The 15,680-nt window shown below is 66.2% G+C and carries 14 protein-coding genes; 6 read left to right on the top strand and 8 right to left on the bottom strand.

What is annotated here, in order from left to right; all coding sequences use genetic code 11:
* Positions 1 to 220 precede the first annotated feature (220 nt).
* The 5 genes from ISM_RS09230 to ISM_RS09210 all read right to left on the bottom strand — a co-directional run bounded on the left by ISM_RS09230 (position 221) and on the right by ISM_RS09210 (position 5,849).
* A complete protein-coding gene (locus tag ISM_RS09230) occupies positions 221 to 790 on the bottom strand; it encodes a sarcosine oxidase subunit gamma (RefSeq protein ID WP_009813880.1) in 570 nt (189 codons plus the stop codon).
* Complete coding sequence (locus ISM_RS09225; RefSeq protein WP_009813879.1) at positions 783 to 3,794, bottom strand: sarcosine oxidase subunit alpha family protein; 3,012 nt, start codon at positions 3,792 to 3,794, stop codon at positions 783 to 785. The genes ISM_RS09230 and ISM_RS09225 overlap by 8 nt, the downstream gene beginning before the upstream one ends.
* Positions 3,791 to 4,120, bottom strand: coding sequence for a sarcosine oxidase subunit delta (locus ISM_RS09220; RefSeq protein ID WP_009813878.1), 330 nt, complete (start codon positions 4,118 to 4,120; stop codon positions 3,791 to 3,793). Before ISM_RS09220 ends, ISM_RS09225 begins: the two co-directional genes overlap by 4 nt.
* Positions 4,121 to 4,213: 93 nt before the next feature.
* A complete protein-coding gene (locus ISM_RS09215; protein ID WP_009813877.1) occupies positions 4,214 to 4,489 on the bottom strand; it encodes a hypothetical protein in 276 nt (91 codons plus the stop codon).
* Between the two features lie 115 nt (positions 4,490 to 4,604).
* A complete protein-coding gene (locus tag ISM_RS09210; protein ID WP_009813876.1) occupies positions 4,605 to 5,849 on the bottom strand; it encodes a sarcosine oxidase subunit beta family protein in 1,245 nt (414 codons plus the stop codon).
* Positions 5,850 to 6,116: 267 nt separating this feature from the next.
* On the opposite strand from ISM_RS09210, the gene ccmI reads away from it, so the two are divergent.
* The 3 genes from ccmI to ISM_RS09195 are packed head-to-tail and all read left to right on the top strand — an operon-like array spanning position 6,117 to position 8,064.
* Positions 6,117 to 7,355 carry a c-type cytochrome biogenesis protein CcmI gene (ccmI, locus tag ISM_RS09205; RefSeq protein WP_009813875.1) on the top strand — a complete coding sequence of 413 codons (1,239 nt, stop codon included), beginning with the start codon at positions 6,117 to 6,119 and terminating at the stop codon, positions 7,353 to 7,355.
* Positions 7,352 to 7,828, top strand: coding sequence for a Holliday junction resolvase RuvX (gene ruvX / locus ISM_RS09200; RefSeq protein WP_009813874.1), 477 nt, complete (start codon positions 7,352 to 7,354; stop codon positions 7,826 to 7,828). The genes ccmI and ruvX overlap by 4 nt, the downstream gene beginning before the upstream one ends.
* Positions 7,825 to 8,064: a DUF1289 domain-containing protein gene (locus tag ISM_RS09195; protein ID WP_009813873.1), complete on the top strand. Its 240-nt coding sequence runs from the start codon at positions 7,825 to 7,827 to the stop codon at positions 8,062 to 8,064. The genes ruvX and ISM_RS09195 overlap by 4 nt, the downstream gene beginning before the upstream one ends.
* 33 nt (positions 8,065 to 8,097) lie before the next feature.
* Here ISM_RS09195 and ISM_RS09190 read toward each other — a convergent pair whose 3' ends face one another.
* From ISM_RS09190 to dusA, 3 genes are all read right to left on the bottom strand, one after another.
* Positions 8,098 to 8,892, bottom strand: a complete 795-nt coding sequence (locus ISM_RS09190) for a hypothetical protein (protein WP_009813872.1) — start codon at positions 8,890 to 8,892, stop codon at positions 8,098 to 8,100.
* Positions 8,886 to 9,710, bottom strand: coding sequence for a sulfite exporter TauE/SafE family protein (locus ISM_RS09185; RefSeq protein ID WP_009813871.1), 825 nt, complete (start codon positions 9,708 to 9,710; stop codon positions 8,886 to 8,888). The genes ISM_RS09190 and ISM_RS09185 overlap by 7 nt, the downstream gene beginning before the upstream one ends.
* 100 nt (positions 9,711 to 9,810) lie before the next feature.
* Positions 9,811 to 10,842, bottom strand: coding sequence for a tRNA dihydrouridine(20/20a) synthase DusA (gene dusA / locus ISM_RS09180; protein ID WP_009813870.1), 1,032 nt, complete (start codon positions 10,840 to 10,842; stop codon positions 9,811 to 9,813).
* Between the two features lie 207 nt (positions 10,843 to 11,049).
* Here dusA and ISM_RS09175 point away from each other — a divergent pair, with 207 nt between their 5' ends.
* The 3 genes from ISM_RS09175 (at position 11,050) to ISM_RS09165 (ending at position 15,505) form a co-directional block, all read left to right on the top strand.
* On the top strand, positions 11,050 to 12,888 hold the full coding sequence (locus ISM_RS09175) for a sensor histidine kinase (protein ID WP_040617984.1): 1,839 nt from the start codon (positions 11,050 to 11,052) through the stop codon (positions 12,886 to 12,888).
* A complete protein-coding gene (locus tag ISM_RS09170; RefSeq protein ID WP_009813868.1) occupies positions 12,885 to 14,225 on the top strand; it encodes a sigma-54-dependent transcriptional regulator in 1,341 nt (446 codons plus the stop codon). The genes ISM_RS09175 and ISM_RS09170 overlap by 4 nt, the downstream gene beginning before the upstream one ends.
* A gap of 287 nt (positions 14,226 to 14,512) precedes the next feature.
* Positions 14,513 to 15,505, top strand: coding sequence for a TAXI family TRAP transporter solute-binding subunit (locus ISM_RS09165; protein WP_009813867.1), 993 nt, complete (start codon positions 14,513 to 14,515; stop codon positions 15,503 to 15,505).
* The last annotated feature ends 175 nt before the right edge of the window (positions 15,506 to 15,680 follow it).

The raw sequence follows: 15,680 nt of genomic DNA, 5'->3' as shown, positions 1-15,680 counted from the left end.
GGCGGTTTCGCCTCGCTTGAGGTCGTAGCGCTTGCGGGGAACGGCGGATGCCCGTGGGGTGGCGCTGATCGCTTGTGGGCCTGACGGTTTATCGGGCCACGTCACCGTGCAGTGCCATATCGCGCGCCCCTGTCCAAAGCGCCAGCCCGATGGGACGGGCAGGCGCTGACCCGGCGGCCTTCGGCCTTGTTCCGGGCCAGATACCCTGTCTTGTGCCGGATCAGCCGTAGAGGCGCGGTTCGCTGCCGGGGGCGGCGGCGGCGCTCAGCAGATCGAAGGCATATTGCGCCACCGAGCGGAAGCAGATCACCTGCAGCGATTGCCCATCGGGCATCCACATGGCGGCGGCGATCTGGGCCATGCGCGAGCGGCGGAAATCGCCGGGGCAGAAGGCGGCTTCACTGAAATCGACCGGGCTGAGCTTGGCCATGGCATCGCGGCAGAGCGCGCCTTCGAGGCGGAACATGGCGCGGGCGTCCGAGACGTTGACGGCGAGGAAATGCTCGCCCGCCAGCGCGGTCTCGATCGCGGCGATGATGTCGGCCACCTCGGCATAGGGTACCAGCAGCAACAGCTCGTCCGGCGACATCCAGGCGGCGGCGCGGTCGCCTTCGGTGACGATCTGGCGCTGGCCGGGCACGGCGGTGCCGGTGGCGGTTTGCACCGCCGCCGCCAGCTTGGCCGAAGCGAGATCGCCGCGCAGGGTGATCATGCCTTGCAGGCCCATTTCACGAAGCTTGACGAAGCCCTCGTAGCGGGCGCCGGGGAGGGCGCTTTTGGCATCAGACATTCTGCTTTTCTCCGTCCTTGTCGTAGAAGACCGGGTCGACGACCCGGGCCTGAACCACCGTGCCATCGACCTTGGGGAAGTCGATCACTTCGCCCATGCGGTCGGGGCCGTGGCGCAGGAGGCCCATGGCGATGCCGCGGTCGAGCGTCGGCGAATAATAGGTCGAGGTGACGCGGCCCTGCACCTTGCGCTGGCCGTTCTCGTTGACGCCCTCCTCGGTGGCATAGGCGCCATCGGGCAGCACCGAGCCGTCGAGCGTTTCCAGACCCACAAGTTTCCAGCGGGTCGGATCGGCCATATGGCTCCGCTCCTGGGCGCGCTTGCCGAGATAGTCCTCTTTCTTCTTCGAGATCGCCCATTGCATGTTGAGATCCTGCGGGATCACCGTGCCGTCGGTCTCGTCGCCGATCATGATAAAGCCCTTTTCGGCCCGCATCACATGCAGCCCTTCGGTGCCGTAGGGCATGACGTCATGCTTGGCGCCGACCTCCATCAGACGATCCCAGAGCGCCCGGCCATGGCCTGCGGCGACCGCGATCTCATAGCTCAGCTCGCCCGAGAAGGAGATCCGGTAGGCGCGCGCCGGGATGCCGTCGAGCGTGATGTCGGACCAGCCCATGAAGGGCAGGGTTTCGGCGCTGATGTCCTCCTCGGTCAGTTCGGCCAGCACATTGCGGGCCTCGGGGCCGACGACGGCGATCTGGGCATATTGCTCGGTCACGTTGGCGGTATAGACCTTCCAGTCCCACCATTCGCATTGCAGCCAGTCTTCCATATGGCCATGGATCGACTCTGCGCCGCCGGTGGTGGTGTGGCACAGGAACGTGTCCTCGTCGATGCGGGCGACAACGCCGTCATCCATGAGAAAGCCGTTCTCGTTGCACATCAGACCATAGCGGCATTTGCCCGGTTTCAGCGTCGACATCATGTTGGTGTAGAGCATGTCGAGGAATTTCCCGGCATCCGGGCCCTTGACGATGATCTTGCCCAGTGTCGAGGCGTCGAGCAGGCCGAGACGCGCGCGGGTCTGGCGGATCTCGCGGCTGACGGCGGCGTGATTGTCTTCGCCCGACCGGGTGAAGCAATAGGGGCGACGCCATTGGCCGACGGGTTCATAGACCGCGCCATTGTCATCATGCCAGCCCTGAATGGGCGTGCGGCGGATCGGCTGGAACAGCTCGTCACGCGCCTCGCCCGCGATGGCCGAGAGCGAGATCGGCGTATAGGGCGGGCGGAAGGTGGTGGTGCCGGTCTGCGGGATCGGCTGATTGAGCGCGTCCGACAGGATGGCGAGCCCGTTGATATTGCTGAGCTTGCCCTGATCGGTGGCCATGCCGAGCGTGGTGTAACGCTTGGCGTGTTCGACGGATTCAAAGCCTTCGCGGGCGGCGAGCTGCACGTCCGAGACCTTTACGTCGTTCTGGTAATCGAGCCAGGATTTCATCCGCAGCTTGATCGGCGCGCCTTGCGGCATCATCCAGACCGGTTCGATCGCGGCCTCAGCGGGGCTGTCGCCTTTGGGGGCGTCGGAGGCAGAGGCTTTGAGGCCCAGACGGCGGGCCGCTTCGCGCCCGGCCTCATGGCCATCGGCGAGCGCCCCGGCGAGGGACAATTCGCCATTGGCGGTGCCTGCGGCGATGACGAAAGCCTCGCCCTTGGCGCCGGTGGGGGCGTTATCCACATCAGGGCGGAAATGCGCCTGTGCGGTATCCCACACCAGCTTGCCGCCGCAATGGGACCAGAGGTGCACCACCGGCGACCAGCCGCCGGACATGGCGACCGCGTCGCAGGCGATCTCTTCGATCTCGGCGCCTTCGCCGGCCTGGTTGCAGAGGCTGACGCCGGTGACGCGTTTGCCGCCCTTGACCTTGGCCACGCCCTTGCCGGTCTCGACCCGGATGCCGAGGCCGCGCGCCTCATCGGCGAGCGCACCGCCGCCCGCGCTCCGGGCGTCGATGATGGCGGGCACGTCGAGGCCCAGTTTCTTAAGGGTGATGGCCGTCAGGTAGGCGTCGTCATTATTGGTCACGACAACGGTGCGGTCACCGGCGGAAACCCCGTAATTCACAGCATAATCACGCACGGCAGAGGCCAGCATGACGCCGGGAATGTCGTTTCCGGCAAAGCTCAGCGGGCGTTCGATGGCGCCGGTGGCGGTGATGATCTGACCGGCGCGGATGCGCCAGAGACGGTGGCGCGGACCGGGGGCCGAGGGCTGATGATCGGTGACCCGTTCGTAGCCCAGAACATAGCCATGATCGTAAACGCCGGCGCCCATCATGCGGTTGCGCAGGGTGACATTCGGCATGTCGCGCAGGGCCGCCAGAGTTTCGTCCACGAAGTTATCCACAGGCTGGCCGTTGACGGTGCCGCCATCGACCGGCGCGCGGCCGCCCCAATGGGCGGTCTGTTCCATCACCAGCACCTTTGCGCCCGCCTCGGCGGCGCTGCGCGCGGCCTGCAGACCGGCGACGCCGCCGCCGATCACCACCACGTCAAAGAAGGCGTAGAGATGTTCGTAACGGTCTTCGTCGCGCTCGGTCGGTGCCTTGCCGAGACCCGCCGAGCGGCGGATGAAGGGCTCGTACACATGTTTCCAGAGCGGCCGGGGATGGATGAACATCTTGTAATAGAAGCCCGCCGGCAGGAAGCGGCCCAGTTTCGAGTTCACCGCGCCGATGTCAAACTCGAGGCTCGGCCAGTGGTTCTGGCTGGTGCAGCTCAGCCCGTTGAAGAGCTCGGTCGTGGTGGCGCGCTGGTTCGGTTCGAACTTGTTGCCGGTGCCGAGGCCGACGAGGGCGTTGGGCTCTTCGCCGCCGCTGGCGACGATGCCGCGCGGCCGGTGATATTTGAACGAACGGCCGATCAGCATCTGATCATTGGCCAGCAGTGCCGAGGCCAGCGTGTCGCCTTCAAAGCCGCGCAGACGCTTGCCGTTGAAGGTGAATTCCATCGCGCGGCCCTTGTTCAGGAGGCGGCCGCCCTGTGCCAGACGTGTGCTCATGAGAACTCTCTCCAGCTCCAACCCGGCCGTTTTGCCGAGATCTTGTCTTTGATGTCTTGCGGGGGTTCGGTGGTCTGGGCGCTATAGGTGCCATAGACCTCGAGTGTCATCGTATCGCGGGCGGCGAGAAACCATTTGCCGCAGCCATTGGCATGGCGCCAGCGTTCGAGATGCACGCCCTTGGGGTTTTCCTTGGTGAAGAGGTAATCGTGGAATTCGGCATCCGACGAGCCGGGGCCGAAACGCTTGAGATGCGCCTCGCCGCCGGCGTGAAATTCGGTTTCCTCGCCCGACACGCCGCAGCACGGACAGTCCAGGATCAGCATGTGACACTCTCCTTCAGGGGGGCACCGCACGCGAAAAGGGCGGACGCCGGAAGGCGCCGCCCTGATCGCAAAGACGGTACTGTAGATAGGTTGTTATTCGCTGGGCGTGACAGCTTCGCCCGCGGATTCGGCAGCTTCGCCGGTGGATTCGGCAGCGTCGCTTGCCGCGTCGCCGACGGATTGCGCGGCTTCGCCAGCGCCTTCGACCGAGATGTTGACGTCTTGCGCCCCATCGAGGTCAGAGCCACCGTAGAAGAGCCAGACAACGACGAGCACTGCGACGACGAGGCCGCCGACGACGAAGGCAATGAAGCCATTGTTGCTGGTCGTGGTGTGGTTGTGTTCCGTGTGGTCGGTATGGTCAGACATGATGCGCCTCCAGAAGTGGGTGTATTCAGCGCCTCAACGCCATCCCCCCGCTTCTGGTTCCATGGGCCTGACAGCCCGGCGGCAGCCTGCCGCCTATGCCGGATCAGGGCCTGCATCAGTGCGCCACCCCGGCGGCCACGCTTTCGTCGATAAAGCGGCCCTGGTGGAAGCGGTCGAGACCGAATTCGGCGGTGAGCGGCGAATAGCCCTTGGCCATCAGTTCGGCAAAGCCCCAGCCCGAGCCGGGGATCGCCTTGAAGCCGCCGGTGCCCCAGCCGCAGTTGATGAAGATGCCCTCGACCGGGGCCTTGCCGATGATCGGCGAGCGGTCGCCGGTGACATCGACGATGCCGCCCCATTGCCGCAGCATCTTGAGCCGGGCGATCATCGGGAAGGTTTCGATCAGCGCGCGCACGGTTTCCTCGGCGTGGTGGAAGCTGCCGCGTTGGGTGTAGTTGTTGAACCCGTCGGTGCCGCCGCCGATGACCATTTCGCCCTTGTCGGATTGCGACATGTAGCCATGCACGGTGTTGGCCATGACGACGCAATCCATGCAGGGCTTGATCGGCTCGGACACCAGCGCCTGCAGCGCCACGGATTCGACCGGCAGACGGAAGCCCGCCATGCCCGCCACATGGCCCGCGTTGCCCGCGACCACCATGCCCAGCTTGTCACAGTCGATGGGGCCGCGCGAGGTGTCGACGCCGACCACCTTGCCGCCTTCTTGGCGGACGCCGGTGACTTCGCATTTCTGGATGATATGCATGCCCATGTCGGAACAGGCGCGGGCATAGCCCCAGGCCACCGCATCGTGACGCGCGGTGCCGCCGCGGGCCTGCCACAGCCCGCCAAGCACCGGGTAGCGCGGCCCGCTGAGATTGATGATCGGCACGATTTCCTTGACGCGGGCGGGGCTGATGAACTCGGTCTTGACCCCTTGCAGCGCGTTGGCATGCGCCGTGCGCTGATAGCCGCGCACCTCATGTTCGGTCTGGGCCAGCATGATCACGCCGCGCGGGGAGAACATCACGTTGTAGTTCAGGTCCTGGCTCATCGTCTCGTAGAGCGAGCGGGCCTTTTCATAGATCGCCGCCGAGGCGTCCTGCAGGTAGTTGGAGCGGATGATCGTCGTGTTGCGGCCGGTGTTGCCGCCGCCGAGCCAGCCCTTTTCGATCACCGCCACATTGGTGATGCCGAAATTCTTGCCAAGGTAATAGGCGGTGGCGAGGCCATGACCGCCCGCGCCGATGATGATCACGTCGTATTTCTTCTTGGGCTCGGGCGAGGCCCAGGCGCGTTCCCAGCCCATGTGATAGTTCAGCGCTTCACGGGCGACGGCAAAGGCGGAATAACGTTTCATGATCACTTCCGGGGTTGTGGCAGAATCGGGCCGCAAGGCGGCATGGGCCCTTGTGCGGCATTCTGCCCGAGGACCACATCGGCAGTGCGACATGCAATGCCCAATTTCCGACGTGGGTGCATTTTCCGGGCGCTTGCCCGCCCCTGCCCTCGCGCCGCGAAGATGCGGCTGTCCCGCTGCGGCCAAGCGGCGCGGCGCGGTCAAACCCCTTTCGCCGCGCCGTGACAGAGGTTAGATGCACAGAGAGCTAAGGAGAGTGGCAGGTTTATGGGCTTTTGGGCGTTCTGGATCATCTCGGTCGGGCTGGCGGCGCTGGCGGCACTTGTGCTGATGCGGGCGCTCCTGCGCGGGCGGATCGGTGACGAGGCCCCGGCGGCCTATGATCTGCGGGTCTATCGCGATCAGTTGCGGGGCGTTGACCGCGATCTCGAACGCGGGGTGCTGACCGAGACCGAGGCGGCCCGGCTGCGCACCGAAGTGTCGCGCCGCATTCTGACCGCCGATGCGCAACTGCAGGCGCAAGGCCCGGCGGGCGATCAGCCCAAGGGGCCGAGCCGGGTGTTGGCCGGGGTCTTGGTGCTCGGGCTGGTGGGGGGTGCTGCGGCGCTCTACATGCTGCTTGGCGCGCCGGGCTATGGCGATCTGCCGCTGTCGGACCGGCTGGCCGCGTCCGAGCGGATGCGGGCCAACCTGCCGACTCAGGCCGAGCTTGAGGCGGCGCAGGCCGAGACGCCGCAGACCGATCCGCAGGTGGCGGGCGATTTTCTGGCGCTGATGGAGAAGCTGCGCGAAGCGGTGGCGGGCAATCCCGATGATTTGCAGGGGCTTGGCCTCTTGGCGCGCAACGAGGCGCGGCTTGGCAATTTTGCGGCGGCGCGGAAGGCGCAGGCGCGGATTGTCGAAATCAAGGGCGAAGCGGCGACGGGGCGCGATCATGCGCTCCTGGCCGATCTGATGATTTCGGCGGCGGGCGGCACGGTGTCGGGTGAGGCCGAGGCGGCGCTGCGGGCGGCGCTGCGGCGGGAGCCGGGCGAGGAGACCGCGCTCTATTACCTTGGACTTTATTATCTGCAGGTGGACCGGGCCGATGCGACGTTGCGGATCTGGGACGGGCTGCTGCGGACGAGCGCGCCGGATGCGCCCTGGCTGACCCCGATCCGGGCGATGATCCCCGAGGTCGCGGCGCGGGCCGGCGTGCGCTATGACCTGCCCGAGAGCCCGGCGCTGCCGGGGCCAAATGCCGATGACATTGCCGCCGCAGAAGACATGAGCGCCGAGGATCGCGCCGCCTTTGTGCGCGGCATGGTCGGGCAATTGTCCGAGCGGCTGGCCTCACGGGGCGGCACGCCGCAGGAATGGGCACGGCTCATCACGGCGCTGGGCGTTCTGGGCGAGAGCGACCGCGCCCGCGCCATCGCGCAAGAGGCGCGCGAGGTCTTTGCCGGCAATGCGCAGGCGATTGACCTGATCGACGGGGCCGCGAGCCAAGCCGGGGTGGCAGAATGATCCATGACGCATTTGAGAGCTTTGCCGAGGGCCTGCCCGCGATGGGCGCGCTGATGGGGCTCGATCTCGGGACCAAGACCGTGGGGGTCGCCGTGTCCGACGGGATGCGCGGGGTGGCGACGCCTCTTGAGACCGTGAAGCGGCAGAAATTCACCCTCGATGCGGCGCGTCTGCAAGAGCTTATCGCGGCGCGCAGCGTGGTTGGCGTGGTGCTCGGCCTGCCGCGCAATATGGATGGCTCGGAAGGCCCGCGCTGTCAGTCCACCCGCGCCTTTGCCCGGAATTTTGCGCAGCTCACCGATCTGCCCATCGGGTTCTGGGATGAGCGTCTGTCGACCGTGGCAGCGGAAAGGGCGCTTTTGGAGGCGGATACGTCGCGAAAGCGTCGCGCAGAGGTGATCGACCATGTCGCCGCCTCCTATATCCTGCAAGGGGCGCTCGATCGGTTGCGCCATATCGGGAGGTCATTGTGAGTAAGGATCAGGTCTGGACCCGAGACGAGATCGAATCGCCCTGTGTGCGGGTCTGTGTCGTGCATCCCGAGGCGCGGATTTGCACCGGCTGTCTCCGGTCGATCGACGAGATCCGCGAATGGTCGCGGATGACGCCGGATCAGCGGCGCGAGATCATGGCGGAATTGCCGGACCGGGGCACGATGCTGCGCAAGCGGCGCGGCGGACGGGCGGCGCGGCTCAAGCGCGACGGCTGAGGCGGGTTTGGCGCAGAGGTTTAAGAGGCGGGCTTAGGGGGCGGTGAGCCAGCTGTCCTGGGTCACATCTTCGAATTCAGGACGGAAATAGGCGATCATGCGCCCGGTCTCTTCGGCCTCGGCGCCCTCTGACCAGGGCGCGACCCCGTGCAGCGCCAGCCGGTGCACCAAGGTCGCCATGCCGGGGCTGGCGGGCAGTTCCACCCTTGTGCAACGGTCGAATACCTCGCGGCGGGCGGCCTGATAGATGTCGGTCAAATCGACGCTGGCCCAATCCTCAGGCGCGGTGCCTGAGAGCGCCTCGGTCAGGCTGCGGCGCAGGATGTGATGGCTGCCCTCCCAGACGACCAGCGGGCTTGCGCCGCGATCCGCGTGGCTCAGCGGCAGGCCGAGAATATAGGCGTGGCGTTCGAGCAGATGACGGCGGCGGTCGGGGCCTTGGGCGTGAAGCCCGTCGACATGGGCCGCGTCGCGGTCGCGGCGGTAGCGCAGGGCGGCGTCGCTCTCGCCCGCGCGGGGGCGGGGGTAGCCGGGATAGGTGATCGACACCTGCCCGGCATGGAGCGGCAGCGCGCCATAGGTCGCGCGGGCCGCCTCATAGGCTGTGCCCGAAAGCGGCGGGCCGTCGGGCAGCGCGCCATCCCTGTCATTCAGCAGCGTATCGACGCCCACGAACCAGGTGCCTTCGCAATCGAGCCAGGCCTCGCGATGGGCGGCGTCAGTGACAATGCGGTCGAGGGCGGCGGCGCGGGCGTGATGGGCCCAGCGGCTCACCGCGTCCTCGGCCGGGAAGAGCGCCCAGCCCGTCTCGGCCAGTGCCTCTACCATCCCATCGACTTGCGCAGCATGTTGAGCGCCACGAGGGTGAGAAAGACCGCAAAGACCCGTTTGAGCGGTTTCGGGTCCATGGCATGGGCGAGCTTGACCCCCCAGGGCGCGGTGATCAGCGTCATGGCGATGACCACGACAAAGGCCACAAGATTGACCGCGCCAAGGGTGAAGGGCGGGCGATGCGCCGGGTCGATCTCGAGCAGCAGAAAGCCCAGCACCGAGGGCACGGCGATCAGGATGCCAAAGCCCGCGGCGGTGGCCACGGCGCGGTGAATGGGGCGGCCATAGAGGCTCATCAGCGGGACGCCAAAGCTGCCGCCGCCGATGCCCATGAGCACCGAGAGAAAGCCGAGGATGGGCGACAGGATCATGCGCGTGACACCTTGCGGCATCTCCGGGGCGAGCCGCCAATGGGCGCGGCCCAGCCCCATGTAGAGGCCGACGGTGATGCCGAGAATGCCAAAGATGCCGGTGAGCGTGGCCGAGCGCAGCCCCGAGGCCACCCAGACGCCGATCAGCGCGCCGATGACGATGCCCGGCGCCCAGCCGCGCAGGATGTCCCAATCGACCGCGCCCTTCTTGTTGTGGCTCAGGACCGAGCGCACCGAGGTCACGATGATCGTGGCGAGCGAGGTGGCGAGACACATCTGCATGAGCTGCGGGCCGTCATAGCCAAGGGTCTGAAACGCATAGTAGAAGGCCGGGACCAGAACGATGCCGCCGCCGACGCCCAAAAGCCCGGCCAGCACGCCGGCAAAGCCGCCGATGACCATCAGAAGGGCAAGCATCTGCAACAGGAGGGTGGTGTCGGGCATGGCGGTCTCCGGGGTTCGTGTCCCGTCCGGTGTACACGCGGCTCGGGCCGGGGAAAAGCGGTGATGCTTGGGTCAGCCCATCCTCTCAGGCGGCGAGATATCAGGCGGCGAGATCGGGGGCGATCTGGGTCAGCGCCTCTTCGACCAGCTCGGGGCCGGCACCGGGGCGCGACGCGCCCTCGGACAGCATCCGCCGCCAGGCCCGCGCGCCGGGACGACCGGCAAAGAGGCCGAGCATATGGCGGGTGATCTGGTTGAGCCGCCCGCCCGCGGCGAGATGCGCCTCGATATAGGGCAGCATCGCCTGCACCGCGTCTTCGGCCGTGCTGTCAGGCCCGTCATGGCCGAAAATGCGGCGGTCGGCGGCGCAGAGAATATCGGCGGGCTGATGATAGGCGGCCCGGCCGAGCATGACCCCGTCAAAGCCCTGATCGAGCAGCTCGACCGCGTGATCGAGCGTCGCGATCCCGCCGTTGATCGACAGATGCAGCGACGGGAAAAGCCCGATCATGCGCCGCGCCAGATCGTAATCGAGCGGCGGGATGTCGCGGTTTTCCTTGGGGCTCAGCCCCTTGAGCCAGGCCTTGCGGGCGTGGATGGTAAAGCGCCCCACCCCGGCGGCCCCGACGCGCGCGAGAAACTCGGGCAGCACCTCTTCGGGGTCCTGGTCGTCGACGCCAATGCGGCATTTCACCGTGACCTCGACATCGGTGGCCGCGATCATCGCGGCGCAGCAGTCGGCCACCCGGCCCGGATCGGTCATCAGCACCGCGCCAAAGGTGCCCGATTGCACCCGGTCCGAGGGGCAGCCGCAGTTGAGATTGATCTCGTCATAGCCCGCCTCGGCCCCAAGCCGAGCCGCCTCGGCCAGTTCCTCGGGGTCCGAGCCGCCAAGCTGCAGCGCCACGGGATGTTCCTCGGGCGCGTGATCGAGCAGATGCATCGCCCCGCCCCGCACCAGCGCCGGGGCTGTCACCATCTCGGTATAAAGCAGCGCCTCACGCGACAGGAGCCGGTGCAGATAGCGGCAATGCCGGTCGGTCCAATCCATCATCGGGGCGACGGAGAGGCGGGCGTGCCGTTCTACTTTTTTCTGGCGCGGCTCGGTCACGGGGCTGCTTTCTTGGGTCATCTTGGGGTCAGTGGGCGGGGGTATCGGGGTCCCTAGCATATAACAATGGGGAAAATGACCCTCAATAGGGGCGAGGCGCGGCAAAATCCCGCCCCGGGCAGGGCTTGCGGCCTGCAAGCGCAGGCGGCACGGAGGCTCTGGGCAATTGCCCCGCCGCGCCGCATAATCGGGGCTATGAAAGCCCCGTCGCCGCCCCGATCCGATCACATGCGCCGCGCCATGCGGAACCTGCTGTTGCTGGTTCTGGTGGCGATCGGGCTCAGCCTTGCGGCGCTGCCCCGGATCGAGCGATCCTTTCTGGCCAAGACCAGCGACCGCGAGAGCGCCACTTTGCGGATCGCCACGGAATCGCTGCGCGGGGCGCTGTCGCGGTCCGAGGCGCTGCCGGCGCTGTTGGCCGAGCGGCCGATCCTGACGGACCTTTTGCATGATCCGACCAATGTCGGGCTCTTGCCTTTCGTGAATGAACAGCTGCGGCAGACGGCGCTGACGCTCGATCTGGCGGATATCTATGTGATGGATGCCAAGGGGCTTACCATCGCGGCCAGTAACTATCGGCGCGAGGATTCCTTTGTCGGGCGCAGCTTTGCCTTTCGACCCTATTTCACCGATGCGATGCGCGAGGGGCGTGGGCGGTTTCACGCGCTTGGCCTGACCTCGGGGCAGCGGGGCTATTACTTTGCGGCGCCGATCATCGACGAGACCGAGATCCTCGGGGTGGTGGCGGTGAAGATCCTGTTGCACGGGTTCGAAGAAACCTGGCGCAATGGCGACAACACCATTCTCGTCACCGATCCGAACAATGTGATCTTTCTATCGGACCGCGAGGATTGGCATTTCAACACGCTGGGGCCGGTGGCCGATGGGGTGCTCGCCGCGATTGATGCGACGCGGCAATATCCGCTCGAACGGATTCGCACGCTCGATGTGGCGCATGAGGCGGTGGCGCCTTCGGTCGATCTGCTGCGCATTCAGACCCGGGAGGGGCCGGAGGAATATCTGTCGAATGTCGGCTTGATTGCGGCGGCGGGCTGGCGGGTCTGGGTGCTCACCCCCACCGGGCCCGCGATTGCGCAGGCGCGGCAGGTTCTGGCGCTGCTCATCCTTCTGAGCCTCTTTGCCGGGCTGGTGGCGGCGCTGTTCTTGCAGCGGCGGGCGCGGGCGCTCGAACAGCAGGCGCAGCAGCGGATCTATCAGGAGACGCTCATCGACCGGGTGGCGGAGCGGACCGCCGATCTCAACGCCGCGAACCGGCAGCTCTTGCAGGAAGTGGACGAGCGGCGCGCCACCGAGGATCAACTGCGCCGGACGCAGAGCGAGCTGGTGCAGGCCGGGAAGCTGGCGGCGCTTGGCCAGATGTCGGCGGGGCTCAGCCATGAGTTCAACCAGCCGCTGGCGGCGGTGAAGGCCTATGCCGAGAACGCGCTCACCCTGATGGAGCGGGGGCGGCAGGAAGAGGCGCGCAGCAACATGGGGCTGATCCTGCAGATGGCCGACCGGATGGCGGCGATCTCGCGACATCTGCGCAATTTCGCCCGGCGGCCGCAGGAAAAGATCGGACCAGTACCGCTTATCCCGGTGCTCGAGGATGTGCTGTCGCTGATGGACAACCGGATCAAGGCGGCCGAGGCGCGGATCACCATCGACCGGCCCGAGGGCGATATTTTCGTGATGGGCGGGCAGGTGCGGCTGCAACAGGTGCTGGTCAATCTGCTGGCCAATGCGCTCGACGCGATGGAGACGCAGCCCGCCCCCGAGATCGGCATCCGGGTGGCCGGGCTGGACAGCGGGCGCTGGATCGTCGAGGTTCGCGACCATGGCGAGGGGCTTACCGACGACACGATGGCGCAATTGTTCGATCCGTTTTTCACCACCAAGAGCCCGGGCAAGGGGCTCGGGCTTGGGCTGTCGATTTCCTATAATATCGTGCGCGATTTCGGCGGCACGCTGAGCGCGCGCAACCATCCCGAGGGCGGCGCAATCTTTGCCGTCGAGCTTGATGATGCGCGGGATCGGGTGGCCGAGGACGAGGTGGCGGCGCAATGAGACCGGAAACCATCCTTTTCGTTGATGACGAGGATCATCTGCGGCTGGCGGCGGCGCAGAGCCTGCAGCTCGAAGATCTCGATGTGGCCTGTTTCGCGGATGCGAGCGAGGCGCTGTCGCATGTGGCGCGGGATTTTCCCGGCATTCTGGTGACCGATATCCGGATGCCGGGGATGGATGGGCTCGAGCTCATGGCGCGGGCGCTGGAGATCGATTCCGCCATTCCGGTGATCCTGGTCACCGGTCATGGCGATGTCGATCTGGCGGTGCAGTCGATGCGCGACGGGGCCTATGATTTTCTCGAGAAGCCCTATTCGCCGACGCGGCTGGTGTCCTCGGTGCGGCGGGCGCTGGAACAGCGGCGGCTGACGCTCGAGAACCGGGCGCTGCGGCGGCAGGTGGGGCGGCGCGACGTGATCGAGGCGCGGCTAACGGGTCGGTCGGATGCGATGGTGCGGCTGCGCCAGCATATCCGCGCCATTGCCGGGACCGAGGCGGATGTTCTCATCGAAGGCGCGACCGGCACCGGCAAGGAGGTCGCGGCGCGGGCGCTGCACCGGGCTTCGGCGCGGTCGGAAAAGCCGTTCGTCCATATCAACTGTGCCGCCCTGCCCGCCGACCTGATCGAACGCGAGCTGTTCGGCCATGAGGCGGGGGCCTTTCCCGGCGCGATGCGGGCGCGGGCGGGCCGGTTTGAACATGCGCGCGGCGGGACCGTGTTTCTCGACGAGATCGAGAGCATGGCGCAGCCGATGCAGGCCAAGCTTTTGCATGCGATCCAGAACCGGACGATCACGCGGCTCGGCTCGAACGAGCCGGTGACGCTCGATGTGCGCTTTGTCGCGGCGAGCAAGCAAGACCTCAGGGCGGCGGCGGCGGAGGGGACGTTTCGGCCCGATCTTCTCTATCGGCTCAATGTGGTGACGCTGCGCATTCCCGATCTGACCGAGCGGCGCGAGGATGTGCCCAAGCTCTTTACCACGCTCGTGGCTGAGGCCGCCGCGCGGTATAAACTTGCGGTGCCCGATATTCCCGGCGCGGTGCTCAACGCGGTGGCGGCGCGGCCCTGGCCCGGCAATGTGCGCGAGCTGCGCAATGCGGCGGATCGGTTTGCGCTTGGGCTTGATCTCGACATCGGGCCGGCGGCGGATCAGCCGGAGGCGACGCTGGCCGAGCGGGTGGCGGCGCATGAAAAGGCGCTCATCGCGGCGAGCCTGACGGCGCATGGCGGCAGTCTCAAGGAGACCTATGAGGCGCTCGGCCTGTCGCGCAAGGCGCTCTATGAGAAGATGCAGAAATACGGGCTGTCGCGAGAGGCGTTTATCGCCGAAGGCTAGGCCCCGGCCTCCCGTTTGCGTCCCGTTTGCGGTCAGTTTTCGGGCAGTTTCAGGATCAATCGCGGGCCTACTCTGCGTGATTTCAGGCCCAAATCCGCTGCGATGTACCGTCAGGGGGACATGGCACAGAGGCGCATGTCCCCTTTCCCACCCATGACGCCGATTAAATCAGCATTCCGGCCAAAAAGCGGGCGCGCCCGCGTTGCATTGGCGCGGCGAGGCTTAACAATACGGCCCCACATGGGAGACCGGCACAATGCCGGTGAGACATTTGGAGGAGACCTATTATGAAACTCGGCAAAATTACTGCGTTTGCCCTGACCACGGCGCTGGGCACGACGAGCGTTTTCGCGGCAGGTGACGAGGATCGCACCGGCTGGCCCGAGAGCTTTACCGTGGGCACGGCAAGCCAGGGCGGCACCTATTTCGCCTATGGTTCGGGCTGGGCCAACCTTGTGGCGGATGAGCTCGGCATCACTGGCGGCGGCGAAGTCACCGGCGGCCCGATGCAGAACATGGCACTGGTGCACACCGGCGAGGCACAGTTCGGCATGACCACCATGGGCCCGGCGGCGGAATCGCTGGCAGGGACCAACCCGATTGCCCCCGGTCTGCAGATGACCAATGCCTGTGCCATGTTCCCGATGTATCAGACGCCCTTTAGCGTGACTGCGCTGGCCTCGTCGGGCATCGAAAGCATCGCGGATATCCCGGATGGGGCGCGGATCGGCTTTGGTCCGGCGGGCTCGACCTCGGACACCTATTTCCCGCGCATGATGGAAGAGCTGGGCGTCAAGTTCGAGCGCCGCAATGGCGGCTGGTCCGACCTTGGCGGGCAGCTTCAGGACGGTCTTCTCGACGTGATCGCCTTTGCTGCCGGTGTGCCGGTGCCCGCGGTCAGCCAGCTCGAAGTGCAGACGGATGTGAACATCATCGAGTTCACCGAAGAGGAACAGGCCAAGATCATGGAGGCCTTCCCGGTGTCGGCCTTTGAAATCAAGGCGGATACCTACACCACGCTGGAAGCGCCGGCGCGGTCGGTGTCGATGTGGAACTTCACCATCGCCAATTGCGACCTGCCCGAGAGCTTTGTCTATGCGGTCGTGGACACGGTCATGTCGGACAACGAGCGGATGCAGGGCATCCACCGTGCCGCCGCATCGACCCTGCCCGAGAACTGGGACAAGAACAAAGTCATGATGTGGCACCCCGGTGCAGCAAAATGGTTCGTTGAGAATGCCGGTGCGGATATCCCCGCCGACAAGATCTTCAGCAAGTAAACCGTCACCGGCCTGAATGGCCTGACAGTAGTGCCGCGCCCCCAGAGACCCGGGCGCGGCATTTTTCCAAGTGGGCGCTGCACCCGTGCTATGATGCGGGACGCAGAGCGGAGGGGACAATGACACAAGCACAAGAAACCGCCGACCAGGTCGTCCTGGCAGAGGGCGTCGATGA

Origin of the sequence: Roseovarius nubinhibens ISM, from assembly GCF_000152625.1 — a bacterium.
GTDB classification, from domain to species: Bacteria; Pseudomonadota; Alphaproteobacteria; order Rhodobacterales; family Rhodobacteraceae; genus Roseovarius; species Roseovarius nubinhibens.
Note: the sequence above shows the minus strand (reverse complement) of the source record. Positions and strands in the feature narration are given on the sequence as shown.

Bases quoted from the DNA above. Each gene is read 5' to 3' on its own strand.
- ISM_RS09230 (WP_009813880.1), bottom strand. From the start codon at position 790: ATGTCTGATGCCAAAAGCGCCCTCCCCGGCGCCCGCTACGAGGGCTTC.
- ISM_RS09225 (WP_009813879.1), bottom strand. From the start codon at position 3,794: ATGAGCACACGTCTGGCACAGGGCGGCCGCCTCCTGAACAAGGGCCGC.
- ISM_RS09220 (WP_009813878.1), bottom strand. From the start codon at position 4,120: ATGCTGATCCTGGACTGTCCGTGCTGCGGCGTGTCGGGCGAGGAAACC.
- ISM_RS09215 (WP_009813877.1), bottom strand. From the start codon at position 4,489: ATGTCTGACCATACCGACCACACGGAACACAACCACACCACGACCAGC.
- ISM_RS09210 (WP_009813876.1), bottom strand. From the start codon at position 5,849: ATGAAACGTTATTCCGCCTTTGCCGTCGCCCGTGAAGCGCTGAACTAT.
- ccmI (WP_009813875.1), top strand. From the start codon at position 6,117: ATGGGCTTTTGGGCGTTCTGGATCATCTCGGTCGGGCTGGCGGCGCTG.
- ruvX (WP_009813874.1), top strand. From the start codon at position 7,352: ATGATCCATGACGCATTTGAGAGCTTTGCCGAGGGCCTGCCCGCGATG.
- ISM_RS09190 (WP_009813872.1), bottom strand. From the start codon at position 8,892: ATGGTAGAGGCACTGGCCGAGACGGGCTGGGCGCTCTTCCCGGCCGAG.
- ISM_RS09185 (WP_009813871.1), bottom strand. From the start codon at position 9,710: ATGCCCGACACCACCCTCCTGTTGCAGATGCTTGCCCTTCTGATGGTC.
- dusA (WP_009813870.1), bottom strand. From the start codon at position 10,842: ATGACCCAAGAAAGCAGCCCCGTGACCGAGCCGCGCCAGAAAAAAGTA.
- ISM_RS09175 (WP_040617984.1), top strand. From the start codon at position 11,050: ATGCGCCGCGCCATGCGGAACCTGCTGTTGCTGGTTCTGGTGGCGATC.
- ISM_RS09170 (WP_009813868.1), top strand. From the start codon at position 12,885: ATGAGACCGGAAACCATCCTTTTCGTTGATGACGAGGATCATCTGCGG.
- ISM_RS09165 (WP_009813867.1), top strand. From the start codon at position 14,513: ATGAAACTCGGCAAAATTACTGCGTTTGCCCTGACCACGGCGCTGGGC.